This window comes from Bacillus sp. 22-7, from assembly GCF_010628845.1.
GTDB classification, from domain to species: domain Bacteria; phylum Bacillota; class Bacilli; order Bacillales; family Cytobacillaceae; genus Cytobacillus; species Cytobacillus firmus_B.
On record NZ_NJQY01000014.1, the window covers coordinates 131,322 to 154,759 of the forward strand.

At 38.3% G+C, this 23,438-nt stretch carries 25 protein-coding genes, 1 tRNA gene and 1 riboswitch; of the genes, 21 read left to right on the forward strand and 5 right to left on the reverse strand.

Annotated elements, in window-relative coordinates:
* The first annotated feature begins 19 nt into the window (after nucleotides 1-19).
* From CE058_RS12035 to CE058_RS12050, 4 genes are all read left to right on the forward strand, one after another.
* On the forward strand, nucleotides 20-298 hold the full coding sequence (locus tag CE058_RS12035) for a hemolysin XhlA family protein (RefSeq protein ID WP_048008045.1): 279 nt from the start codon (nucleotides 20-22) through the stop codon (nucleotides 296-298).
* 1 nt (nucleotide 299) lies between these two features.
* Nucleotides 300-566 carry a phage holin gene (locus CE058_RS12040; protein ID WP_048008046.1) on the forward strand — a complete coding sequence of 89 codons (267 nt, stop codon included), beginning with the start codon at nucleotides 300-302 and terminating at the stop codon, nucleotides 564-566.
* 118 nt (nucleotides 567-684) lie between these two features.
* Nucleotides 685-1,374, forward strand: a complete 690-nt coding sequence (locus CE058_RS12045; RefSeq protein WP_048008047.1) for an N-acetylmuramoyl-L-alanine amidase — start codon at nucleotides 685-687, stop codon at nucleotides 1,372-1,374.
* A 245-nt stretch (nucleotides 1,375-1,619) separates the two neighbouring features.
* Complete coding sequence (locus tag CE058_RS12050; RefSeq protein ID WP_163142888.1) at nucleotides 1,620-1,823, forward strand: hypothetical protein; 204 nt, start codon at nucleotides 1,620-1,622, stop codon at nucleotides 1,821-1,823.
* Between the two features lie 352 nt (nucleotides 1,824-2,175).
* Here the strand turns inward: CE058_RS12050 and CE058_RS12055 are convergent, their stop codons facing one another.
* The gene (locus CE058_RS12055; protein WP_048008049.1) at nucleotides 2,176-2,568 is read right to left on the reverse strand and encodes a hypothetical protein; all 393 of its coding nucleotides are present in this window, start codon (nucleotides 2,566-2,568) and stop codon (nucleotides 2,176-2,178) included.
* Nucleotide 2,569: 1 nt separating this feature from the next.
* Entirely contained in the window at nucleotides 2,570-2,788 is a 219-nt protein-coding gene (locus CE058_RS12060) for a hypothetical protein (RefSeq protein ID WP_048008050.1), read from the reverse strand.
* A gap of 168 nt (nucleotides 2,789-2,956) precedes the next feature.
* On the opposite strand from CE058_RS12060, the gene CE058_RS12065 reads away from it, so the two are divergent.
* Genes CE058_RS12065 through CE058_RS12075 form a run of 3 tightly spaced genes read left to right on the forward strand, consistent with a single transcriptional unit; the run spans nucleotide 2,957 to nucleotide 6,664 of the window.
* On the forward strand, nucleotides 2,957-4,399 hold the full coding sequence (locus tag CE058_RS12065; RefSeq protein ID WP_163142890.1) for a spore germination protein: 1,443 nt from the start codon (nucleotides 2,957-2,959) through the stop codon (nucleotides 4,397-4,399).
* Between the two features lie 37 nt (nucleotides 4,400-4,436).
* Entirely contained in the window at nucleotides 4,437-5,519 is a 1,083-nt protein-coding gene (locus CE058_RS12070) for a GerAB/ArcD/ProY family transporter (RefSeq protein WP_163142893.1), read from the forward strand.
* 14 nt (nucleotides 5,520-5,533) lie between these two features.
* On the forward strand, nucleotides 5,534-6,664 hold the full coding sequence (locus CE058_RS12075; RefSeq protein ID WP_163142896.1) for a Ger(x)C family spore germination protein: 1,131 nt from the start codon (nucleotides 5,534-5,536) through the stop codon (nucleotides 6,662-6,664).
* Between the two features lie 129 nt (nucleotides 6,665-6,793).
* On the opposite strand, the gene CE058_RS12080 is transcribed toward CE058_RS12075, so the two are convergent.
* A tRNA-Arg gene (locus tag CE058_RS12080) sits at nucleotides 6,794-6,867 on the reverse strand.
* 264 nt (nucleotides 6,868-7,131) lie between these two features.
* Nucleotides 7,132-8,172 (reverse strand): acyltransferase family protein, encoded by a 1,041-nt coding sequence (locus tag CE058_RS12085; RefSeq protein WP_163142899.1) that lies wholly within the window; start codon nucleotides 8,170-8,172, stop codon nucleotides 7,132-7,134.
* A 494-nt stretch (nucleotides 8,173-8,666) separates the two neighbouring features.
* On the opposite strand from CE058_RS12085, the gene CE058_RS12090 reads away from it, so the two are divergent.
* The 4 genes from CE058_RS12090 (at nucleotide 8,667) to CE058_RS12105 (ending at nucleotide 13,664) form a co-directional block, all read left to right on the forward strand.
* Nucleotides 8,667-10,472, forward strand: a complete 1,806-nt coding sequence (locus CE058_RS12090) for a methyl-accepting chemotaxis protein (RefSeq protein ID WP_163143182.1) — start codon at nucleotides 8,667-8,669, stop codon at nucleotides 10,470-10,472.
* A 166-nt stretch (nucleotides 10,473-10,638) separates the two neighbouring features.
* Nucleotides 10,639-12,453 carry a PAS domain-containing sensor histidine kinase gene (locus CE058_RS12095; protein WP_286167971.1) on the forward strand — a complete coding sequence of 605 codons (1,815 nt, stop codon included), beginning with the start codon at nucleotides 10,639-10,641 and terminating at the stop codon, nucleotides 12,451-12,453.
* Between the two features lie 16 nt (nucleotides 12,454-12,469).
* Nucleotides 12,470-12,970, forward strand: a complete 501-nt coding sequence (locus tag CE058_RS12100) for a methylated-DNA--[protein]-cysteine S-methyltransferase (RefSeq protein WP_048008055.1) — start codon at nucleotides 12,470-12,472, stop codon at nucleotides 12,968-12,970.
* A 112-nt stretch (nucleotides 12,971-13,082) separates the two neighbouring features.
* On the forward strand, nucleotides 13,083-13,664 hold the full coding sequence (locus tag CE058_RS12105; protein ID WP_048008056.1) for a DUF2087 domain-containing protein: 582 nt from the start codon (nucleotides 13,083-13,085) through the stop codon (nucleotides 13,662-13,664).
* A 30-nt stretch (nucleotides 13,665-13,694) separates the two neighbouring features.
* On the opposite strand, the gene CE058_RS12110 is transcribed toward CE058_RS12105, so the two are convergent.
* Entirely contained in the window at nucleotides 13,695-14,483 is a 789-nt protein-coding gene (locus CE058_RS12110; protein ID WP_048008057.1) for a carbon-nitrogen family hydrolase, read from the reverse strand.
* Between the two features lie 144 nt (nucleotides 14,484-14,627).
* Between CE058_RS12110 and CE058_RS12115 the strand changes: the two genes are divergently transcribed.
* The 10 genes from CE058_RS12115 (at nucleotide 14,628) to CE058_RS12160 (ending at nucleotide 23,376) form a co-directional block, all read left to right on the forward strand.
* On the forward strand, nucleotides 14,628-15,800 hold the full coding sequence (locus tag CE058_RS12115; protein ID WP_163142902.1) for a pyridoxal phosphate-dependent aminotransferase: 1,173 nt from the start codon (nucleotides 14,628-14,630) through the stop codon (nucleotides 15,798-15,800).
* An 87-nt stretch (nucleotides 15,801-15,887) separates the two neighbouring features.
* Nucleotides 15,888-15,991: riboswitch (SAM riboswitch) on the forward strand.
* Between the two features lie 85 nt (nucleotides 15,992-16,076).
* Nucleotides 16,077-17,309: a 2,3-diketo-5-methylthiopentyl-1-phosphate enolase gene (locus tag CE058_RS12120; protein ID WP_163142905.1), complete on the forward strand. Its 1,233-nt coding sequence runs from the start codon at nucleotides 16,077-16,079 to the stop codon at nucleotides 17,307-17,309.
* Nucleotides 17,302-17,964 (forward strand): 2-hydroxy-3-keto-5-methylthiopentenyl-1-phosphate phosphatase, encoded by a 663-nt coding sequence (locus CE058_RS12125; RefSeq protein WP_048008060.1) that lies wholly within the window; start codon nucleotides 17,302-17,304, stop codon nucleotides 17,962-17,964. Before CE058_RS12120 ends, CE058_RS12125 begins: the two co-directional genes overlap by 8 nt.
* Nucleotides 17,961-18,596: a methylthioribulose 1-phosphate dehydratase gene (locus tag CE058_RS12130; protein WP_048008061.1), complete on the forward strand. Its 636-nt coding sequence runs from the start codon at nucleotides 17,961-17,963 to the stop codon at nucleotides 18,594-18,596. Before CE058_RS12125 ends, CE058_RS12130 begins: the two co-directional genes overlap by 4 nt.
* A 54-nt stretch (nucleotides 18,597-18,650) precedes the next feature.
* The gene (locus CE058_RS12135) at nucleotides 18,651-19,184 is read left to right on the forward strand and encodes a 1,2-dihydroxy-3-keto-5-methylthiopentene dioxygenase (RefSeq protein WP_048008062.1); all 534 of its coding nucleotides are present in this window, start codon (nucleotides 18,651-18,653) and stop codon (nucleotides 19,182-19,184) included.
* Nucleotides 19,185-19,472: 288 nt separating this feature from the next.
* A complete protein-coding gene (locus tag CE058_RS12140) occupies nucleotides 19,473-19,706 on the forward strand; it encodes an aspartyl-phosphate phosphatase Spo0E family protein (protein WP_048008063.1) in 234 nt (77 codons plus the stop codon).
* 233 nt (nucleotides 19,707-19,939) lie between these two features.
* Nucleotides 19,940-20,767, forward strand: coding sequence for an electron transfer flavoprotein subunit beta/FixA family protein (locus tag CE058_RS12145; protein ID WP_048008064.1), 828 nt, complete (start codon nucleotides 19,940-19,942; stop codon nucleotides 20,765-20,767).
* An 11-nt stretch (nucleotides 20,768-20,778) separates the two neighbouring features.
* Complete coding sequence (locus CE058_RS12150; RefSeq protein ID WP_163142908.1) at nucleotides 20,779-21,804, forward strand: electron transfer flavoprotein subunit alpha/FixB family protein; 1,026 nt, start codon at nucleotides 20,779-20,781, stop codon at nucleotides 21,802-21,804.
* Entirely contained in the window at nucleotides 21,797-23,092 is a 1,296-nt protein-coding gene (locus tag CE058_RS12155) for an FAD-dependent oxidoreductase (RefSeq protein WP_048008066.1), read from the forward strand. The genes CE058_RS12150 and CE058_RS12155 overlap by 8 nt, the downstream gene beginning before the upstream one ends.
* Nucleotides 23,092-23,376 (forward strand): ferredoxin family protein, encoded by a 285-nt coding sequence (locus CE058_RS12160; RefSeq protein ID WP_019381639.1) that lies wholly within the window; start codon nucleotides 23,092-23,094, stop codon nucleotides 23,374-23,376. The genes CE058_RS12155 and CE058_RS12160 overlap by 1 nt, the downstream gene beginning before the upstream one ends.
* Nucleotides 23,377-23,438 lie beyond the last annotated feature (62 nt).

Consider the following 23,438-nt stretch of genomic DNA (forward strand, 5'->3'; position numbering starts at 1 on the left):
TTCAAAGGAGTGAAAATAGGTGAAACAAGAGGCGATACCAGTAAACACATATAATCAAGAACTTGCTGAATTGAAGGGTGATATAAAGGATATTGAGTTCCGTGTCAACAAATTGGAAAGAGTAACAGATCGGCATGATCAGCAGATTACTTCCATAAATGAAAAACTCAATAAAATTGATGAGAATACAACCTGGATCAAAAGAACAATTACAGGTGCCATTATTACAGCAATTTGCACCGGTTTAATCGGGGGAGCAATCGCTATTTTTTATAACGTTTTAAGAGGAGGACAATAAATTGATAAATTGGAAGGTTCGCTTTAAGAATCCTGTGTTTCTTGCACAATTATTTCTAGCTTTTTTTTCACCAATACTCGGTTATTTCGGTTTAACTGCACAGGACCTCACTACTTGGGGTTCTGTTATTAATTTGATAGTAGGAGCTTTTTCTAATCCATATGTTTTATTGCTGATAGTGGTCAGTGTGTGGAATGCCTTGAATGATCCTACAACGAGGGGAATCGAGGATAGTCAACAAGCTAAGCGTTATCAGTGGCCTAAATAAACTGCCCTTTTGGGTGGCTTTTCTTGTGCACTAAAAGGGGTGATTGGTATGTGAGAAGGGCAGTAGTACAATCTGTTAATAGATTTGTGAATAAAAATATTATTAGAGGTGATTAAATATGGTAAAACTTTTTATTGATCCAGGTCACGGCGGCACAGATCCAGGTGCAGTAGGAAATGGTCTTCAGGAAAAGAATTTAACACTTCAAATCGCCACACGTATAAAAGATATTTTAACCCTTGAATATGATAATGTTTCAATCCGCATGAGCCGAACTGGAGATCAAACAGTTTCCTTATCTGAGCGTACGAATGCTGCCAATGCATGGGGAGCTGATTTCTTCTTATCAGTCCACATTAACGCAGGCGGGGGAACAGGTTATGAAGATTACATTTATCCAGGAGTTGGAGCACCAACTACCACCTATCAAAACAATATCCATTCTGAAGTAATTAAGCTGGTAAATTTTAATGATCGCGGTAAAAAGCAGGCAAACTTCCATGTACTTCGTGAAACATCGATGCCTGCTTTGTTAACTGAAAATGGATTTATTGACAATGCCAATGATGCAGCGAAGTTAAAATCAAGCACATTTATTGAAAATTTAGCCCGTGGCCATGTTAATGGAATTGTGAAGAGCTTTAATCTTCCCAAGAAAAGTTCAGCGGTCTACCACACTGTTGTTTCTGGAGATACTGTATATTCTTTAAGCAGAACCTATAGGAGCACAATCCAGCAGATCCGGGATTGGAACAATCTTGATGCAGACTATACTATCTATGTTGGTCAGCGCTTACGTGTCAAATAATAAATAAACCCTTTTTCGATCGAGAGTGGTTATGGAAAATCAGCCCATCATGGTTTAGCAATTGATGGATTGGTAGGCAGTAATATTTCGTGCAAAATAATCTAAAGGTCAGCCCTGGATGAACAATCCGGGGCATTATTTTTTTTCATAAACAAAAAAAGTTCCACTTTGGAACAATCAAATTATTCAAGAACCCTTTGTGTTATTTTTAGCGTATTTAGTTGTTTATAAAGGAGGAATGAAAGATGTTAAATCTTTTATATTCAGTTACTTGCCTGGCAGTTACAGTTTTCTTCAGCGTTCTGGTTTGGTATTTAATCTATATAGGTGCAGCTGGCGTCGCGGTTGTGGCTTCAATTATATGGTTTGGATTCATTGTCTGTTTTTTGACCTTGATAGAAATAGAAGACCGGGGAAAAGATAGTTCGCTGTTAGGCCATCAGTTTTAAAAGCCCTTCTCACTAGAGAGGGGCTTCTTAATCATATGTAGATTTTGATAAAAGGCATTCATAATACATAGAAGCTTTTAGGTTTGGAACAATATTATACAAGATCATACAAAGGAAGTGAGACTTTTGAGATTTTCTAAAACAACAGGCAACATTACATATTTAGGATATTCTGCAATACTTTTAACAACAATATATACACTAATTATTACAGCTTTGGGTCTTAAAACTATGCAGATGGTAAAGTACATTTATAATACTCAAAAAAGGAATGATTAGGATAAGTATATGATATTTAAAAAGAAGTGGATTAGCAAAAGAAGTATAAAAGCCCTTCTAATTGAGAGGGGCTTTAAATGTGTTTCCAGGTTCTTCTGCAAACAATATCTGAAACAGTTGGCCTTTTCACGCCATACTTTTTTGCAAGATAGTGCTGAGCTTGAGTTTTCCCATGTCCCTCTGACAGCAAATCCTCATAAATCTGTCTAATTTTAAGTACTTCTTTTTCCGATAATTTCGCTGAATTATTCTTCTCACCAATTTGGGTTATTTTTATCTTTTCCCTGTATTCATCTGTAGTTCTTAGTTGGCATGCTAATTTGATATCTCTTGTGCCTGTAGCATTTTTGTTTAGGTATTTAATTACCGTTTTTGCCTGGATACCAACTATATCAGCTACTTGCCGAGTAGACTTTTTTTCATCGTAATAAAGTCGCTTAATTTCTACTAGTAATTCACTGTTCATTTTAATGTAATACCATATGATTGAATTGCTTTAGCCACAATTGATTTCTTAAGACTACTTCTTCGAAATTTCCATGATCCTCGATTTCCATTTGTGGAAGGTTGTTGCATGAAACATGAATGACTCCTTTTAAAGTTTTATCCTTCACAACAGCAACACCTACTTTTAATTGTTCCTTACAAACATGGCAATGTGGAATTATGTCCGTTGAACGGTTCATTTATATCCCCTCCCTTTGCAATAATTGGATAGAATAGGGTTAAAGTCCTTGTGTCTAATTTGTGAAAAATTTCAAATAATATCAATGTTTTAACCCAAGTTTCAATGTTGCGTATAAATTCTTCCCAGAAACAAAAACTAAAAGAAATGATTAAAGGGTAGGTCACAAATGAAAAGCAAAAATGACTTCCTGGATTATCAGGAAATAAGAACCGTGCTTAATGACTCGCCAGATTTGATGTGTAGAAATATGGAATTGGGAAGGCAAACTATTCAAATCGTTTTTATGAAGAATTTAATTAATCAGGAAGTCCTAAATGAATATGTTATTAAATACATGCAAACAATTCCAGAAAAACACTTAAATTACACTTATTTAGTTAATAACATACCAATTGAGGAAATAAAAACTGAAATCGAAAAGAATGAGTTCATCTCATCTCTTTTAAAAGGATTTTCTTATATTTATTTCTTAAATGAGAAAAAAGGTTTTATGGTAAATTGCAATAATACTCTTGAAAGATCAATTGAGAAGGCAGAAACAGAATCATTAGTATATGGACCTAAGATATCCTTTACAGAGTCATTATCATCAAATATCAAGATTATCAGGCAAAACCTTAATGATTATAATTTGTGTACTGATAGCTTAACAATTGGGGAACGTGTTAAGAAGGAAGTAAGAATCGTATATATAAAAGATATAGCAAATGATGAAACACTAAATAACCTTAAAGAAAGATTAGAAAAAATAAAACCAGATAATATTAATGACAGTTCAGTTTTAGCGCAATGCCTAGAAGACGATCACTATACATTTTTTCCGCAGCTTCTATTAACAGAATTACCCGATCGATTTATTTACTCGATTTTGAACGGAAGAATTGGTGTATTTATGGATGGCAGTCCAGTAGCTATTATTGGGCCAGCTAACTTTTTTTCGTTCTTTGAATCAACAGAAGATATCTATTTAAGATGGTCGCTAAGTACATTTATACGATTTACTCGAATTTTTGCTATGATAGTATCTTTATTTTTAACTGCATTCTATGTAGCTGCAATGACCTATCATTTTGAACTGATACCTTCTAAATTGTTGATTATAATAGGACAATCGCGCTCACAAGTTCCTTTTCCACCTTTATTAGAAGCACTTTTACTTGAATTATTAATTGAATTACTTAGAGAAGCTGGTGCACGACTCCCTTCTAAAGTAGGTCAAACAATGGGGATTGTTGGAGGAATTGTTGTAGGCCAAGCTACAGTTGAGGCAGGATTAACAAGTAATATTTTAATTATTATAGTTGCCTTCAGTGCACTAGGGGCTTTTCTGGCTCCTATTTATGAAATGGGTACTGCGATTCGGATAGCAAGATTTCCATGTATTATTTTGGCTGGTTTATGGGGTTTGAATGGGATTATGATTAGTGTTTGTATACTAATGGTTCATTTGTTAAAGCTTACGTCTTTAAATAAGCCCTATCTTGCGCCATTATATCCGTTCAGAAAGGAGGATTTAAAATACTTTCTATTTCGGCTCCCCCACCATTTTTATACCAAACGCCCTGTAGTCAATCGCACAAAAGATACAATTCGAATAAGGGAGAGGTAATAAAAAGTTCAAATTCTCATGAAATTTGAGGTGGAAAATGAAGTCAAATGCCATTGTCAATGCCTTTATGGCCTTTTTTATTATACACACATCTCAATTTGGTATGGGTATCCTTGGAGCTCCAAGGATCGTGTATTTAGAATCTAAGAAAGATGCCTGGATTTCGGTTTTACTGTCTGGTATAGCTATTAGCTTTATAACTTGGATAATGATATCCATACTTAAACAGAATGAAAATCGTACGCTATTTGAAATACATGAAAATTTATTTGGACGTATTTTTGGCAGCCTCATTAATGTCGTAATTGTCGTTTACTTTATGGCAGTTCATTATTCAATCACCATAAGTTATGTTGAACTATCACTTACGTGGGGTTATGAAGGTCTCTATGAATGGGTCGGTGTCCTGTCATTAGTTTTGATAACAATTTATGGTGTGTCTGGCGGATTCAGAGTTGTTGCTGGTATTTGTTTTTTATCTTTTATTATTGTCATATGGATGTTATTCGTATTGTATCAACCTCTTCAAAGTTTAAATCTCGATAGAATATTACCCATTTTATCGACTAGTCCGACTGAAATTATGAATGGAGTCTACAAAAGTAGCTATACAATGTTGGGCTTCGAGGCGTTACTTTTTCTTTTTCCATTTTTCAAGGAGAAAAATAAAGTTCACTTATATAGTCAACTGGCAATATGGTTTACAACATTTCTTGTTTTAATCATTACCATTTTCTCTATATTGTTTTTTAGCTCAAAAGAATTAGAGGTAAATATCTGGCCATTTGTCAGCATTATCAGTACTATGCGTTTTCCGTTTATTGAGCGCTTTGAATTTTTAGTAGTTTCAATATGGATAATCGTAATTTTTCCTAACTTGTGTATATCGTTATTTTTATCTTCCAATGGTGTTAAACAGATTTTTCGCATAAAGCAGAAATATGGAATATGGATAATTTCAATTATCATTTTTATCTGCAGTTTTTTTATCACCAAAAGAGTTGATAATGATTATTTTATAGATAAAGTTGCTCAAATTGGATTTTATTTATGGTTTGTATACCCTGTAGTTTTATATGGCATCATTACCATTAAATCAAAAATCGTTGGTCGTTCATAAGGGGAGTTGAAATAATGAAATTAAGATTCTTTATTTTGGTTTGTACCCTTATCTGTACTTCATGTGTCCCTCCAAGCAAAATAATCGAGATGCAGGGTATTTCAACTATTCTTGGTTTTGACTTACTGGATGATGAGACTTACAAAGGCACAATAAGTCTTTTGCAATTTGACGGTTCACAGGGAAAGACAAGTACTACCATTTCTGCTGAGGGTTCTACCAGTAAAGAAATTCGACAAAGGCTGGAGCAGCAAACAAGCCATGACATTTCCTCTGGACAATTAAGAACCATCTTATTTGATAAAAAAATGGCTGAGGAAGGGATATTTTCATTTCTTGATACGATGCTAAGAGACAACAGCATAAATCCCCTCATATTCTTAGCGATCACAGACAAATCGGAGGAAACGATAAATAGTAAAGAATATGAAGAGTTTCCTGAAATGGGTTCCTATATGTATCAGTTACTGGACAAACATGAGAAAAAAGAAATGTTAATAAACTCTAACTTGCATGACTTTGTTTCCGCTTTATATGAGAGTGGCATTGATCCTACGCTGCCTATTATAAAAAATTTTAAAGGTGAAGCACCTTTTATAGAAGCAGTAGCATTATTCAGGGATGATAAAATGGTTGGTTCTATTTCTTTAATCAAAACCTTCTACATAAAATTATTCACTAACAAAAATGCTTTCTTAGGGGATTTAACCTTAACGATACCTTCCGATAAATTAGAGAAAACTGGAGTACTTATCTCTGAGAATGCAGAAAATGAAAAGTATAAAATTACCTTACACCCTATCAATTATCACGGGAAAATTGAGGTAGTTAATAATGAAATAGTAAACTTAAACGCGTCTATTTCAGTTTCAATATTAGAAACTCAGCCATCCGCTTCCATAATTGATAAAGAATCAACAAGAAAATTAGAGCGCTTGATTGGTGAAGAACTTAAAAATGAATTCGAGAAAATTCTTGAGGAATTAAAAATCTTAGAAACAGATCCCATAGGAATTGGAAGAAAAATAAAAAGTTTAAGGAAATATTCTCATTTAAGCAATGGAGAATTAAGTGAGAAGTATTCTGCACTAAAAATAAAGCCAAATATAACTGTAGAAATTAAGCGGCCTGGAGCAGTTAATTAGGAAAAAATTTCGTTCCGACCCCAAACCGACCCCAAACTTGGAATTCAAAGGTTTATGACTACTCAAATTGAATAAAATAAAAAAAGCAAAACCCTTGATATAAAAGGGTTTTGCGCTTTTCTTTTGTAGCGTCCCAGGCGAGATTCGAACTCACGACCTACAGCTTAGGAGGCTGTCGCTCTATCCAGCTGAGCTACTGAGACATGTTGGAATAATGTAATTGTTTGCAATACAAATATGATTGGCATATCCTGTTTCTTTCTCTGCATGCCTATACAAGGAGCAAATGCGTCGAAACAAAGCTGCAGGGATGTATTTCAGGGAAGTTTACGCTTAGCTGAGCTACTGAGACATGATGGCATAATTAAATTGGTAACACAGTTACTTATTATAATCCCATAATCAAAAATGGTCAATGGTTATGCTTAAAGATAAAACCGGCCATTAATACATGACCGGTTTCTGATCTAACTTGTAAGTTTTTTACGATAAAATCTCGCATATGCCCTTGATCTATCTTTCAGCTTCTTAAGCTGTGATGTCTTCAGTTCAATGATAGGCTGTGCAAATGATGTAATCAGTTTGCTTGAGAGAAGCAAGGTCAGCAGCAGCGATATACCGGCAAGCAGCAGAAAGTTTTCCGGTTTAGTGAAGAAACCCTGTACTTCACTTTCTCTGAATACCCGTACAAAGAACCCGTGAAGCAGATATACATAAAGTGTATTCTTTCCTAAATTAGTAAAGAAATATTGTTTGCGCGGCACAAAAGCAAAGAAGCTAAATACCATGATCAAGCTTAGGATATAAAAGCCCAATCTCGTAAAGACTGCTCCAATGGATGCTGCCCCCATTTCTGTATATGGCTTCGATCCAAGCAGCCATTTGTAATCCACTTCAGGGTAAAGGTAAAAGCCGATAAAGACGACAGCAAAAATAGCAAATGCACTAATCCTGAACTTCGGCTGGAATAGAGCATATAAATGCTCTTTCTTTAAATAATATCCCAATAAAAATAAAGGGAAGAACACAAACGTCCTTGATAAACTTAAATAGTTTGAAATCCAATCAGCATATCCGACAGCAAGCCCTATGATAAAAGCAGCTGCCAGGGAGTAAACCGCTTTATACTTTGCGAAGAATAAAAGCATGATATTCCAGCAGAACATGCTGATCAGGAACCATAATGACCAATGCGGGTTAAAAGGATCCAGCTCAAAGGTGCCTTTATTATATAAAAAGTAATAAAAAACGGAATAAATAACCTGGAAAATGATATATGGCAGTATAAGTTTTTTGGCAATTTTCTTTATATAGCCTTTTTTATAAAAGCCTTTTGCAAAAAAACCGGATACCAATATAAATGCCGGCATATGGAACGTATAAATCACTTTATATACTGTATAAATTGTCTCATTATCTTCAATAAAAGAGCGGAGCAAATGCCCGAAAACGACAAAGAAGATCAGGATAAACTTAGCATTGTCGAAGTAATAGTCACGTTGTTTCATATGTCCTCCTCTATTAAAGACCCCCAAAAAAATACTCTATCTGTCTTTACCCACTTTAACATGAAGCAAACTTCATTTCTCGTGTAAATAGGAGGTTTTATTTACAGAAAAAGTAAATTAAAAAAGTTTTTAAATGGCTGTAACATACTAATTAAAACTCTGTTGTATAAAAAAATCGGCCAACCAACTCGTATATTATAAGGATGAAAAAAACTTTGGTAAGCCTGTTTCAAAATTTTTGAACTGATTGTCACTTTTGTTTCAGATAAATGGCAACAGTACTTATAGTCTGCCAAGCCATAAATAGATGCACTCCCCAGGAAAGAAATCCTAATGGGAACAGCCCGGAGAATTGCCAGTTTAAAATAAATTGGAAAAATAATCTTCAAATGTCTATTTTGTTCTATTATAATGAATTGAAAGAATAGTAAAAAAGAATTAGGGAATAATCTAGTTCAATTGTTCGCATCCGGTTAAATCATAAAGGGGGAAGAATATTGAAAGGGGTAAGGAAATTCAAATCAGGAAAGAAGGAACGAAAAGCTTCATCAAAGTCTAAAAAGCCTGATATAGACAAGTTTTTTAATAAAGTGGCCAGCACAAGCTGGTGGAAGAACCTGAAGCTTGGCCAGAAATATGGGGTCGCGCTTTTTGTGACCATTGGTCTATTCACAGTTTCAACCGTCCTTACTTTTTTTCTGCTTACAATTGCCAATTCAAAAATGGAGACTGTTAGGGATTCAGGAGAAAAAGCCATTAAAATTACTGAATCAGCGGCCACATTCCACCATAAAGGGAGCACGATTGGAAACTTTATCATTGACTCCAATCCAAAACATTTAAAGACATTTGACCAGCTGACAGAGGAATTTGATAAATTAAAGAAGGAAATTTCTCCGGATCTGAGCAATACAAAATCCAAAGACCTATTTAAACAAATTGATGAAAATGATCTAAAAATCACCAGTTTATTTCATGATGTCATTGAGCCAAAAGTAAAACTTCAGCATGAAAGAGAATATAGGCTTGGGAAATTGCAGGCAGATAATATTATTTCTGAAACGGTTGAGAAATTGAATACCCTTAGCAGCATGATGAAAGAGGATCAGCATAAAGCTGTATCTTCTGCTAAATCCAGTCTGATCCTAACTTTGATAGCACTTGGCATTTCAATCATCGTTTCCGCTATTCTTGGAATCGCAAGTATTGTTTTTATAGGACGTATTATTTCAAAAAAGTTAACTTCAATCGTACAGTTCTCAAATGAAATTGCAAAAGGAAACCTCAATGCAGATTCAGTAGTATATGAGGGTAATGATGAAGTGGCACAGCTTAGCAGAGCCATGAATTCCATGAAAGAAAAACTGCAGACTATGATTCAGGAAATAAATGCAGTTTCTGGATATGTTACAGAAAGAAGCGGAGAACTCAATATTGCGGCAAATGAAGTAAAAGCAGCCAGCCAGCAGGTTGCTTCAACCATGCAGGAGCTTTCAGGAGGGGCTGAAGATCAGGCTGGATCTGCAACACGTTTGTCCTTATTGATGGACGAGTACCTGGAAAAAGTGAAAGAAGCGGCATACAGCGGGAATGAAATTATGAGTGCTTCTACAGAGGTGTTATCGCTTACTGAGGATGGAAACAAGCTTATGAAAAAATCCCAGGAACAAATGGGATTAATTAATGGGATTATGAAGTCGTCTGTGGACAAGGTTAACGGGCTGGATGATCAGACCAAACAAATCTCGAGGCTGGTTAAAGTTATAAAGGAAATTGCTGACCAGACCAACCTGCTCGCATTAAACGCAGCAATTGAAGCTGCCAGAGCCGGTGAGCACGGAAGAGGTTTTGCAGTTGTGGCAGATGAGGTGAGGAAGCTGGCTGAGCAAGTATCCTATTCAGTATCGGATATCACCAAGATTGTCGGAGGTATTCAAGCAGAGTCTAACAGTGTAGCCGTGTCACTTCAAGCAGGCTATGTTCAGGTTGAAAAGGGAACGGAGCAAATCCAACTGACAGGACAAACATTCCAGAAAATTTATGAGGCAATTAACTCGATGTCTGCCAATGTCAGCGATATTTCCCGCAGCCTAGAGCAGGTATCAATTAACTCTTCACATATGAACCAGTCTATTGGCAATATTGCTGCAGTATCTGAGGAATCTGCTGCAGGCATCGAACAAACGAGTGCATCAATGGCTCAGACTAACCATTCAATGGAGGAAATTTCAGATAATGCACTGTCTCTGTCGGAATTGGCAGAACAGCTAAATGAAATGATTACAAAATTCAAACTGTAAAATCCAGGCATACTCTTGATAGGGTATGCCTCTTCCTTTCTATCCAGAGCACTTATATAAAAAATAATTTAAGATAGTTTTCCCTGAGATTTAAAGGTTTTAGTCTAATTTTGTAGAAATATTTAATTAATTGCAAATCCCAGTAGGAGGAAATAGAGTGGTCATTATGAATCAGGAAATCAGGAAACTCTATGCCAGGATTGAGACTTTGGAAAAGGAAAATAATATATTGGCTAATGGCAATTCATCTGGATTGGATCTATTCTCTCACTCAAATGATGGAATTTTAATTTTTGACAGCGAGGAGACAATAGTTGATGTCAATCCATCATTTGCTGAGAGTATAAAGATGGATAAACAGCAGCTGATAGGCAGGAGCCTGTGTGAAATCGTGCCGGAAAATAAGCATTTCAAGCTTGAAAAGCAAAAGGAGCTATTGAAAAAGAATAATAGTGTCAGGGGCATCCTTCCAGTATATAGCGACAGTAGTATTATAGAGTTTGATTTTGCTACCAGCACTCTTAATGAGAGCGGTCTTTATATGTGTATATTAAGAGATGTCACGAGTAAGCGGCGCCTTGAACGGAAAGTGAAAAAGAATGAAGAGCTGTATGCGGACCTATTTATAGAAGCTCTGGATGGCATCATTTTTTGGTGTAGTAATGGTGAAATCATCGATGCTAATGAGGCTGCTTGCCGAATTTTTGAATGTACACATGATGAGCTGATCAAAAGACAGGTAAAAGATTTTGTTTATGAAAAATCGGAAAGATACAGAAATATTGTTAAAGAGATGTTCATTAAAGGATCAATAAGGGATGAGCTTGTTTTTCTAATGCCAAACGGACAGTTTAAATCTTTGGAATTTACAGTGAAATTGAACTCTGTTGAAGGCTACCATATGACAATCTTCAGAAATGTCAGTGAGCGTCACGCCATGGAAAAAAGCTTAAGGGAAAGCGAGCAAAAGTTTCGGATGATATTTGAAGGGGCTCTTGAAGGTATTCTTCTCTGGAACGATCAATTTCAAATAGTCGATATTAATCAATCAGGCCAGAGAATGCTGCAGATGTCAAAAGAAGATCTTGTAGGGATATCACTTCATAGTATTTTGAATGACTGCAATATAACTGATGATGAGTTAAAAGAGCAGATAAGAAGCATACACTCAGATGGGCAATCAGACGGGAACCTTTCCATTACTCTAAAATCAGGCAGAAAGAAATTCTTCGAGTTTTCCAACAAGCTGAATATTTTTTCTAATATCAGTATGACGACATTTAAAGATATAACTGAGAAGCTGGAAATGGAAGAACAGCTTCGGAAATCAGATACCTTAAATGTCATTGGAGAATTGGCAGCGGGGATTGCACATGAGATCAGAAATCCGATGACGGCCCTTAAAGGCTTCATACAGCTTTTGGAGGGCAGTGTAAAAGAAGATCATACGATGTATTTCAATGTGATAACCACAGAGCTCAGCAGGATAGATTCAATTATTAATGAATTTCTTATTCTTGCAAAGCCTCAAGCTGTCAAATTTGTAGAAAAAGACATATCACAAATCATGAAAGAAACAGTCGATCTCCTTAGTGCCCAAGCCGTGCTGCACAATGTTCAATTCAGAACTTATTATGAACAGAATTTGCCCAGGGTTTTCTGTGAATCCAATCAAATGAAAAAGGTTTTTATCAATATAATAAAAAATGCAATTGAAGTCATGCCTAAGGGTGGATATATTACAGTATCCATTCAAAAAGAATCGGAACAAAGAGTTCACATATCCATAGGGGATGAAGGAACTGGAATTCCTGCACATAAAATAAAAAAGCTGGGTGAGCCTTTCTATACTACAAAGGAAAGAGGTACTGGACTTGGCTTAATGGTTACATATAAAATTATAGAAGAACACAAGGGCACAATTGAAGTAGAAAGCAAACTGGGTGAAGGAACTGTTTTCCACATTTATTTGCCCATATAATAAAGGCGGGAATGAAATGACAGGCAGAGTGTATTCTAAAAAAATGACACCGGCTGGAGACATTTACATCGTAGCAGAAAATGGAATCCTTTTGGCTTTATACATGGGGGAAGCTGATTTTCTGGAAGGGGAAGAGGTCTCATCATTGCAACTTAATCCCTCTGACTCTTTGTTAAAAAAGTGTGCTCTCCAGCTTGAGGAATATTTTGACGGATATAGGAAAGAGTTTGATATCCCTATAGAGCCTCATGGCACTGAATTTCAAAAAACAGTATGGAAAGAGCTTTGCCTCATCCCATTTGGCGAGACAAGAAGCTATCAGGACATTGCTGTTAAAATAGGGAAAGACAAAGCTGTGCGGGCCATTGGACAGGCAAATAAGGCCAATCGCCTTCCAATTATTATTCCTTGCCATCGAGTTATCGGCAAAAATAAATCTCTAACCGGGTATGCAGGAAGCAGGACAGAAATTAAAGAAATATTATTATCCCTTGAAGGGGCTAATTATGCAAAATAGTTGTCAAAATCACCCCTTAAGGTGATTTTTTTGTTTTTTTAAATTTTGTTGACGAGAGAAATGTATTCGATTAGTATCTAATTAGATGACAATCGAAATGAGGTGTTGTATTATGCAATTAAATCGTTTAGTAGCTTTTTATAAAACTATGGGAGACCCCACCAGAATCCGGATTGTATTTCTCCTTGCCAAAGGGCCGCTGCATGGCCAGGCGATAGCCGGAAAGCTTGGCTTAACCCCGCCAACTATTACGCATCACCTAAATAAACTGCGGGAAATAAACCTTGTTTACCAAAGGAGAGATAAAAATACTGTTTATTTTTACCTGAACGAATCTGTACTGAAACAACAGTCAGGTGTTCTTGAAAAATTGGCAGACAAAGAGGAGGTTAAAAAAATGGAGGAACTAAATTCAGAAAACCAGAAGGTTATTGAAAATTTCTTTACACGGGATGGAAAGCTGAAGAACATTCCAGCCCAGAGAAAGAAGAAACTTATGGTTTTTGAGCACTTAATTAAAGGGTTGAAAATGGGCAAAAAATATCAAGAAAAAGAGCTTAACGAATATATCAAACAGTTTCATGAAGACTATGCTACTATACGCAGAGAATTTATAATCAACCATTATATGTACCGTGAAAATGGAATTTACGAGTTAAACCCTCCTGAAATGTGGGCAAAAATAGAAGGGTAAGCAGGGGCCCTGACAGGGCCCTCTGCAATGTCATCCACGGTAAAAATCCGGTTTGCGGTCATCAAAAATCGGAATTAAGCTGCGGACTTCCTTCACTTTATCCAGGTCAATTTCAGCATGCAGGATTTCTTCGGTTTCAGAGCCTTCAGCAAGCACATCACCCCAAGGATCTATAATCATCGAATGGCCTGCAAAGACATTAGCAGGATCAGAGCCGGAACGGTTGCATGCAATGACATAGCATTGGTTTTCAATGGCGCGCGCAATCAAAAGTGTACGCCAATGGGAAAGCCGGGCCAATGGCCATTGTGCTACTACGAATAAAGCTTCTGCCCCTTCCGCTGTATGGGTCCGTATCCACTCAGGAAAACGGATATCATAACAGATCATTCCTGCAAATTTCCTATTGTCCAGAGAAAATTCTCCTCTGGCTGACCCTCCTTTCAAATAGAGATGCTCATTCATAAGCTTAAATAAGTGCAGCTTGCTGTATTCATGTATAAGGTCTCCATTGTTATCTACAATCAGCAGCGTATTGTAAATGCCCTCAGCTGTTTTCTTTGCAACAGAACCGCCAATCAGATGGACCTTATTTTTTTGAGCAATCTCTTTCAAAAAAGCCAGTGCGAAGGCTGCATCCTGGTCCGCAATTTCATCCAATCTGGTCAAATCATAGCCTGTCGTCCAAAGCTCCGGAAGAACCAAAACGTCCGGATTAGACTTGAGCGCTTTATGAATCATGGCTTCAGCCGCTATAAAATTCTTCTCAGGTTTTCCAAAGGCAATATCCATTTGTAAACAGGCAACCTTTAATTTCATTTAACTCCCCCGCAATCATCTTTTCCTTATGTTATGATTAGTCCGATAGATAGAAATTTTCTAAATTTTACTTTACAACTTATCATTTACGTTATATCATTTGTGACTATATTTTCAATCATTTTTTTTAAGCAGGTGATCAATTTGATTAATTATCCGCAATCAGAACTATTAAAAAGTCTGCCAAAACAGTTTTTTGCCTCATTGACAGCTAAGGTGGGGGAAAAGCTTGAACAGGGTCATGATGTCATCAACCTGGGACAGGGAAATCCTGATCTGCCTACCCCGGAGCATATTGTCAAGCGTCTTCAAAGTGCAGTCGAAAACCCTCAAAACCATAAGTACTCTCCTTTTCAGGGTTACCCGTATTTTAAAAAGGCAGCAGCTGACTTTTATAAAAGGGAATATAATGTGGATTTGGACCCCGATACTGAAATAGCCATCCTTTTTGGAGGCAAAGCAGGGCTTGTTGAAATTCCTCAATGCCTTTTAAATCCCGGGGACAGCGTATTGGTTCCCGACCCGGGATATCCTGATTACTGGTCAGGAGTTGCGCTTGCTAAAGCAAAAATGGTAACAATGCCTCTGAGAGAGGAAAATAACTTCTTGCCTGTTTACAGTGAATTGCCTGCTGAAAAGCTTAATTCAGCCAAATTAATGTTTCTTAATTATCCAAATAACCCTACTGGAGCAGTGGCAAACATTGATTTTTTTCAGAAAACAGTCGAATTGAGCCGAAAGCATGGTATTTGCACCGTTCATGACTTTGCATATGGTGGTATTGGATTTGATGAAAAAAAACCTGTAAGTTTTCTTCAGGCAGAAGGGGCAAAAGAGGTCGGAATTGAAATTTATACTCTTTCAAAGACCTTTAATATGGCTGGCTGGAGAGTAGGGTTTGCCGCTGGAAATGCAAGCGTTATTGCAGCACTGAATCTGATGCAGGATCATCTTTACGTCAGCTTGTTTGGAGCTGTTCAGGAAGCTGCGGCAGCTGCTCTGTCAGGCTCCCAGGATTGTGTAAAAGAGTTGAATTCGATCTACGAATCCAGACGAAATACATTCATTTCCGGTCTCAGGGAAATCGGGTGGGATGTACAAGCCCCTCAAGGCTCCTTTTTTGCATGGCTTAAGGTCCCGGAATCATTTACATCTGAAGAGTTTTCTGAGTATCTCCTGGAAAAAGCGCATATTGCAGTTGCACCAGGCAATGGGTTCGGCCAATTTGGAGAAGGATTTGTGAGAGCCGGTTTGCTGACATCTGAAGAAAGACTTAAAGAAGCGGTAAGTCGAATGCGAAAATTAGATCTATTTTAATTTTTTCAAAAATTAAATTGACAAAAGTATTAAGCACTGTCATAATTCTAATTAAATTTCTAAATTAACTGAATAATAGATTTCGTTTTCTTATCAAGAGCAGGCGGAGGGACTAGCCCTATGAAGCCCGGCAACCGACTTAAACTTAAGCACGGTGCTAAATCTTGCAGCTTATAGCTGAAAGATAAGAAGATGTTAGATTGCTATGCTAACCTCTTCTTATTTGAAGAGGTTTTTTATTTTTCTCATTCTTTGATATTGAAAGGAAGAAGATTCATGAGCGAAATTATTGCAGTGTACCTAATACATGATGAAAAACATAATCCGGAGAAAAAAGCGGAGGAGATTGCATTAGGTTTAACGGTGGGATCATGGACCCATCTGCCGGAGCTTGAAAAGCAGCAGATGGCGAAGCATAAAGGCAGGGTCGTTTCTGTTGAAACCTTTACAAAAGATGCAAAAAGTAAGGAAACAGCAGCAATTATTAAGATCGCCTATCCTGCTGTAAATTTTAGCCCGGATTTACCGGCAATATTAACAACAGTCTTTGGGAAACTGTCACTCGACGGAAAGATTAAACTTTTGGATTTACAGTTTTCCAATGAACTAAAAAATTTTTTCCCCGGACCTCGATTTGGGATTGAAGGGTTAAGGGGAAAATTGAATGTATATGACAGGCCTCTTCTGATGAGCATCTTTAAAGGAGTGCTCGGCAAAGATATGGATTTTTTGACTTCACAGCTGCGGGAACAGGCTATGGGCGGCATAGACCTTGTAAAAGACGATGAAATTTTATTTGAAAACAGCCTTACACCGTCAGAAGCGCGGATAAAGGAAGGAAAAAAGGTGTTGAGACAGGTTTATGAAGAAACGGGCCATCGGACCTTATATGCTGTAAATTTAACAGGCAGGTCGTTTGAATTAAGAGATAAGGCAAGAAAGGCATCCAGTCTTGGGGCTGATCTTCTTCTTTTCAATGTATTCTCTTATGGGCTCGATGTATTGCAGGCTTTGAGGGAAGATGATGAGATTGAACTGCCAATCATGGCACATCCTGCAGTCAGCGGAGCCCTTTCAGCTTCAAGTGTTTATGGGATCTCCTATCCTTTGCTTTTAGGCAAACTGCTCAGGTATGCAGGGGCAGACTTGTCTCTTTTCCCATCACCTTATGGGTCAGTAGCCCTTGAAAAAACACAGGCATTATCAATTGCGGATAGCCTGACTGGGAAGGATTTTTGCAAAAGAACTTTTCCGGTACCCTCAGCCGGCATCCATCCGGGTTTAGTGCCATTGCTATTCGAAGACTTCGGAATAGACAGTGTCATCAATGCCGGAGGCGGCGTACACGGGCATCCGGATGGGGCAAGAGGAGGCGGTTTGGCATTCCGCCAGGCGATTGATTTAACTTTAAAGGGAGATTCTTTAGCCGATGCTCCATCAGACTTCCCTGAATTAAAAAAAGCAATTGATTTGTGGGGATACAAAAAGGCGGCTGTACACAATGGCTAAAATAGCGGTATTTTGCGACTTTGATGGAACTATTACCGAAAAAGATAACATCATCAATATTATGAAGCATTTTGCTCCTTCTCAATGGGAGGGGATAAAAAATCAAGTCCTGCAGCAGGAAATTTCTATTAAAGAGGGAGTAGGAAAGATGTTTTCCCTTCTCCCAAGCAATCTGAAAAGTGATCTTACTGATTTCACCTTAAAAAATGCAAAGATAAGAGAGGGATTCCAGCCGTTTGTCAATTATCTGGCAGAAAAAGGTATACCGCTTTATATAGTAAGCGGGGGAATAGACTTTTTTGTAGCTCCCGTTTTGGATAAGTATGGACCCTTTGAAGCAGTGTTCTGCAATGGTTCAGATTTTAGCGGGGAAACAATAAAAATTTTATGGCCCCATAGCTGTGATGAAAAATGCGAAAATAGTTGCGGCTGCTGCAAGCCTTCCATTATGAGAAAATTAGAGGATGAGGACACATTTAAAGTGGTAATCGGAGATTCTGTAACTGACCTTGAGGCTGCAAAACAGGCGGACTTTGTCATAGCAAGAGACCTGCTGCTGGAGAAAAGCAAAGAAATGAACCTTAAACATAATTCTTTTGATACGTTCTATGATTGCATTGAAGTCTTAAAAAATTTAAATGAGGTGAGAGTATGAGCAGACTTGAGGAAAAATGGAATGAGCTTGCAGATATTAAAGCGGAGCTCGCGGAAAGAGACTGGTTTATGGGAACGAGCGGAAATCTGGCTATTAAAGTCAGCGCAAGCCCGCTTCAATTCCTTGTAACTGCAAGCGGAAAGGATAAGCGGAAACGGACTGCAGAAGACTTTCTGCTGGTGGATGAATTTGGCCGGCCGGTGGGCGAAACCCATTTAAAGCCATCCGCTGAAACACTTCTGCATACGGAAATATACAGAAGAACAAAAGCTGAATGCAGTCTCCATGTACATACAATTGATAATAACGTCATCTCAGAAATTTATGGCGACCAGGAGGCAGTAACCTTTAAAGGACAAGAGCTCATTAAAGCATTTGATAAATGGGAAGAGGATGCTGTCCTTAGGATTCCGATTATTCCTAATTATGCGCATATTCCTGCGCTGGCAAAGTGTTTTTCTTCCCATGTACATGAAGATTCAGGTGCAATTTTAATTAGAAACCACGGAATTACAGTATGGGGCAAAACATCTTTTGAGGCTAAAAAGATCCTGGAGGCTTCAGAATTTCTGTTCCGATATCAGCTCAAGCTTCTGGAACATAGAGCCAAACAATTATCAAAAGTAGTGTAATTCAATAGTTCAAAATAATGCAGAAAAAAATTTTAATAGAGAGGGTTGATCAGTTTGGCATATATCGTATTTCAAAATTCAAAAAAAGAAATCAGGAATCAGGAAGAAGTTGCTTCTTTTCTGGAAAAACAGGAGGTTATTTATGAGCAATGGTCAATAGATAAATTGCCTGAAAGCCTCCGGGAGAGATATTTGCTTTCCAATGATGAAAAACAAGAAATCCTGGATACGTTTGCTGCAGAAATTAAGGATATTTCAGAAAGAAGAGGATACAGGGCACAGGATGTCATTTCCCTTTCAGACAATACGCCGAATTTGGAACAGCTTCTTCAAAATTTCCAGCGGGAACATCATCATACAGACGATGAGGTGAGATTTATTGTCAGCGGTCACGGGGTTTTTATTATACAAGGAAAAGATGGGGAATTCTTTGAGGTGTTCCTGAATCCCGGCGATTTAATATCCGTTCCTGAAAACATTCGTCATTATTTTACTCTGCAGGATGACAGAAAGGTAGTAGCCATCCGAATCTTTGTATCTGCAGAAGGATGGGTGCCAATTTATGAAGAAAAGGAAGTTCATCAATAATCTGTTGACCCATTGCTCCGGCATTGGTTTTTTTTATTTTTCCGATATAATAAATGGATTTTTTTTACATCTAGTTTTTTATCAAATACTGTTGGTTTAAGTAGTTTTAATTAGCAGAAGGTGTCGAAAACCAATAGGGCTGATATGAGATTATTGTCGATTAAAATTAATTGGGAAAAAGATTGTCTAATATTGCGAATCTATTTACATTTATAGAAATTCTTGTAATAATGCTTCAAGTAGACACATTTATATCGGATAAAAGGGATAGGATTAGGAGGAAGAAAGTTGCGCAATAAAAGAATACAGCTGCTGACTGAAATCCAGCAAAAAAGGGAAAAAATGATAGAAACAGCCAGGAGAAACGGAATGGCTAGCCAGGAAACGGTTCGCTGCAGCCAGGAACTCGATCAATTGATTTTTGAATATCAATGCTTTATTAAACGGGAGAAGGAACAAAAGAAAAGTATGAGAGTTTCATTCAGGGAAATGATTCTATCATGGAAGAAAGCAGTTGTATAATTAAAATAACTGAGTATATTTATTGAGCATATATAAAAAGGAAGTCAAAAAGGATCCGTGAAGGGTTCTTTTTTTTTTTCAGTCTGCTGCAATTCTAGTAATAAACATATTAATTCATTAAAGAAGTACTATGCCTCTTTAGAGAATCATATATCGTAATACAAAGCTTTTTTTATTTCTTAAAGTGCTCAATACTCATACAAGCTTTAAGTTAAGAGGAGGGAAAGTAAAAAATGCACATAGTTGTGTGTGTCAAGCAAGTGCCTGATACAAAAATCATTAAAATCAATCCCAAAACCAATACCCTTGACCGGCGCAGCGCTCCTGCCATTTTGAACCCTTATGATGCTCATGCAGTGCAGGAGGCTGTGAAAATTATAAAGACCCTGGGAAAAGGCACCATATCAGTCTTATCCATGGGACCTCCACAGGCCGTGGCAGTTATTAAGAAAAGTATCGAAATTGGGGCGGACCGCGGATTTTTAATTTCTGACCGGGCGTTTGCCGGTGCCGACACACTGGCAACAAGCTATGCTCTGTCTAAAGCTTTAGAACGTATTTCAAAAGATATGCCTGTGGATTTAATTCTATGCGGAAAGCATGCCATTGATGGAGATACCGGCCAGGTTGGACCAGGTATAGCAAGGCGGCTCGATATTCCGCCTGTCACCAATGTGATCGAAGTAGCTGAAGTTAATGAAGGTGAGAAAACGATTCTGATCAAAAGGAAAATCACGAACGGATATGAATTAATTAAAGCTCAAATCCCTTGCCTGCTGACCGTTGAAAAAGAGATTAATAGCATAGAATATTCCCCTATGCCTAATATGATAAAAGCTGCCAGATATGAGCCGGTTATCTGGTCTGTTAATGACCTTGAAGGTGTGGATCGGACACAGCTGGGGTTGAAGGGATCTCCTACGATAGTGGGTAAAATGTTTACCCCTCCAAAGCCGGAAGGCGGAAAAAGGCTGGAAGGGAATGCAGACGAACAGATTCAGCAGCTGATGGAGCTTCTTAATGATAAAAGTGAGCTTTTGCAGCCAAACAGTAATAAATAGGGGGGATTTACATGATGGATGAGTACCGGGGAGTATGGGTATTCATAGAACAAAATGATGGGAAAATTGAGGGGGTTTCCCTTGAATTGCTCGGGGCCGGCAGAAAGCTGGCAGATAAACTTGAGGTGCCTCTTTCCGGTATGCTGCTTGGGTATGAAATTAAGTCTTTAAGCCGGGAGGTCATCGCCTATGGTGCTGATCAGGTTTATGTAATTGACCACGAAGTAATGAAGGATTACCGGACAGAATCTTATATGAAGGCAGTTATCCATCTTGCCGAAAAATATAAACCTGAAATTTTTCTCTATGGGGCTACCTCCAATGGTAAAGACTTAGCCAGCGCGGTTGCCACAGATCTCAGTACTGGATTGACAGCGGATACAACCATGCTGGATGTCGAAGTGGAAAAAAGGCTGCTTGAAGCAAGCCGCCCGGCTTTTGGCGGAAATATAATGGCAACCATCCTATGCAAAAAACACCGGCCGCAGATGGCTACTGTCCGCCCTAAAGTTATGAAGGCAATGGAGCCGATTCCTGATAGGCATGGTGAGGTTATAGAGGAACCGATTACCCTTAGAGAAGATGACATGCGCACAAAGGTGATTAAAATTGTGAAAGATGTCACAAAAAAAGTGAACTTAGCTGAAGCCCATGTTGTCGTTGCAGGCGGAAAAGGAATGGGTGATCTTCAAAACTTCCAGCTGATCCATGAGCTGGCTGACACTATTGGAGCGACCGTAGGGGGTACAAGGGATGTAGTGGAGGCAGGATGGCTTCCGCATGAACAGCAGGTGGGACAGACAGGAGAAACCATTACACCAAAGATCTATTTTGCTATTGGGATTTCAGGGGCAATTCAGCATGTTGTAGGCATGAAAAATTCAGAGTTTATCATTGCGATTAACAAGGATCCGCAAGCCCCTATATTCGATGTAGCAACCTACGGTATCGTAGGTGATGCACTTGAAATTGTTCCGAAGCTGATTAAAGAGTTCAAGGAAGCAAGAGAAAGAGGGGGTGAGATGAGCTATGTCTGAAAAGTTTGATGTCATTGTGGTCGGTGCAGGGCCTGCAGGAACTTCCTGTGCTTACACCTGTGCTAAAAACGGCCTAAAAGTCCTGCAAATTGAAAGAGGAGAATATCCGGGCAGCAAAAATGTAATGGGCGGTGTGTTATACCGCAAACAAATGGAGGAAATCATTCCGGAGTTTTGGAAAGAGGCACCACTCGAACGGCCAGTCATAGAACAGCGATTCTGGATGATGGATAAAGAATCGGCAGTAAGTTTTGGCTATAAAGGTCTTGAGTGGGGGAAGGAGCCATATAATAATTTCACAGTGCTCCGCGCACCTTTTGACCAATGGTTTGCAAAGAAAGGGGTTGAGCAGGGCGTTCTATTAATAAATGAGACGGTCGTGCTTGAGTGTCTGACTGAGAATGGAAAAGTAGTTGGGGTAAGAACAGACCGTCCGGATGGAGATATATATGCAGATGTAGTGGTTTTGGCAGATGGTGTGAATTCACTGCTGGCAAAGCAGCTTGGCTACCATAAAGAATTCCGTCCTGATGAAGTGGCGCTGACAGTAATGGAAGTCATTAATCTTTCTAAAGACAAAATTAATGACCGCTTCAACCTGGAAGACAACCAGGGATGTACGATTGAAATTTTCGGGGACTCCACGAAAGGCAATCTCGGTACAGCTTTCATTTACACCAATAAAGATAGTATCAATATTGGTGTAGGAACAACACTCTCAAGCATGATCAAGGCAAAGCTTAAACCATATGACCTGCTGGATTATTTAAAAACACACCCTATGGTAAGACCTTTAATAGAAGGGGGAGAGTCCGCTGAATATCTGGCTCATTTAATTCCTGAAGGCGGATACCATTCGGTGCCGAAAGTGGCCGGTAATGGTGTTCTCCTTGCAGGTGATGCGGCACAACTTGTTAATGCCATTCACCGTGAGGGCTCCAATATGGCCATGGCTTCCGGAACGATGGCTGCAGAGACCATTATTGCAGCCAAGGAACGGGGTGATTTTAGCGAAACCAGCTTGAATCAGTACAGGGAAAAACTGTATCAAAGCTTTATAATTAAGGACCTGGAAAAATATAAAGATGCAGCTCACACGTTTGAACACTACCCGCAGTATTTTAAGGAATATGTTCCAATGCTGAACAGGGCAGCGAACAAATTTTTTACCGTTGATGGAACTCCGAAGAAAGAAAAGCAAAAAGAAATTATGAAGAGCTTCACCAGTGAACGCGGGACAATTCGTGTGCTTCAAGACATGTACAGGGCATGGAAGGCGGTGAAATAATGTCAACGAAAACGATCGAAGAAAAGCAATATTTAGTTCGTTTTAAGGCAGATACAAAATCGCATCTTACCGTATTGGATCATGATATCTGTATGACAAAATGCCCCGATAAAATATGCACCATTTTCTGCCCGGCTGAGGTCTATAAGTGGGAAGGGTTAAGAATGCAGGTCGGTTACGAAGGTTGTCACGAGTGCGGCAGCTGCAGGATAGGATGCCCGTATCAGAATATTAAATGGGAATATCCGAAAGGCGGCCATGGAATAGTATTCAGGCTTGCATAAATCAGCCCTCAGGATCATACAAAAACCGGCCATCGAATTGGCCGGTTTTGAAAAGGGGGGTA

Excerpts from the sequence above, each read along its gene's own strand:
- CE058_RS12045 (WP_048008047.1), top strand. The coding sequence starts at position 685 with ATGGTAAAACTTTTTATTGATCCAGGTCACGGCGGCACAGATCCAGGT.
- CE058_RS12050 (WP_163142888.1), top strand. The coding sequence starts at position 1,620 with ATGTTAAATCTTTTATATTCAGTTACTTGCCTGGCAGTTACAGTTTTC.
- CE058_RS12055 (WP_048008049.1), bottom strand. The coding sequence starts at position 2,568 with ATGAACAGTGAATTACTAGTAGAAATTAAGCGACTTTATTACGATGAA.
- CE058_RS12060 (WP_048008050.1), bottom strand. The coding sequence starts at position 2,788 with ATGAACCGTTCAACGGACATAATTCCACATTGCCATGTTTGTAAGGAA.
- CE058_RS12065 (WP_163142890.1), top strand. The coding sequence starts at position 2,957 with ATGAAAAGCAAAAATGACTTCCTGGATTATCAGGAAATAAGAACCGTG.
- CE058_RS12070 (WP_163142893.1), top strand. The coding sequence starts at position 4,437 with ATGAAGTCAAATGCCATTGTCAATGCCTTTATGGCCTTTTTTATTATA.
- CE058_RS12075 (WP_163142896.1), top strand. The coding sequence starts at position 5,534 with ATGAAATTAAGATTCTTTATTTTGGTTTGTACCCTTATCTGTACTTCA.
- CE058_RS12085 (WP_163142899.1), bottom strand. The coding sequence starts at position 8,172 with ATGAAACAACGTGACTATTACTTCGACAATGCTAAGTTTATCCTGATC.
- CE058_RS12095 (WP_286167971.1), top strand. The coding sequence starts at position 10,639 with ATGAATCAGGAAATCAGGAAACTCTATGCCAGGATTGAGACTTTGGAA.
- CE058_RS12100 (WP_048008055.1), top strand. The coding sequence starts at position 12,470 with ATGACAGGCAGAGTGTATTCTAAAAAAATGACACCGGCTGGAGACATT.
- CE058_RS12105 (WP_048008056.1), top strand. The coding sequence starts at position 13,083 with ATGCAATTAAATCGTTTAGTAGCTTTTTATAAAACTATGGGAGACCCC.
- CE058_RS12110 (WP_048008057.1), bottom strand. The coding sequence starts at position 14,483 with ATGAAATTAAAGGTTGCCTGTTTACAAATGGATATTGCCTTTGGAAAA.
- CE058_RS12120 (WP_163142905.1), top strand. The coding sequence starts at position 16,077 with ATGAGCGAAATTATTGCAGTGTACCTAATACATGATGAAAAACATAAT.
- CE058_RS12125 (WP_048008060.1), top strand. The coding sequence starts at position 17,302 with ATGGCTAAAATAGCGGTATTTTGCGACTTTGATGGAACTATTACCGAA.
- CE058_RS12130 (WP_048008061.1), top strand. The coding sequence starts at position 17,961 with ATGAGCAGACTTGAGGAAAAATGGAATGAGCTTGCAGATATTAAAGCG.
- CE058_RS12145 (WP_048008064.1), top strand. The coding sequence starts at position 19,940 with ATGCACATAGTTGTGTGTGTCAAGCAAGTGCCTGATACAAAAATCATT.
- CE058_RS12150 (WP_163142908.1), top strand. The coding sequence starts at position 20,779 with ATGATGGATGAGTACCGGGGAGTATGGGTATTCATAGAACAAAATGAT.
- CE058_RS12155 (WP_048008066.1), top strand. The coding sequence starts at position 21,797 with ATGTCTGAAAAGTTTGATGTCATTGTGGTCGGTGCAGGGCCTGCAGGA.
- CE058_RS12160 (WP_019381639.1), top strand. The coding sequence starts at position 23,092 with ATGTCAACGAAAACGATCGAAGAAAAGCAATATTTAGTTCGTTTTAAG.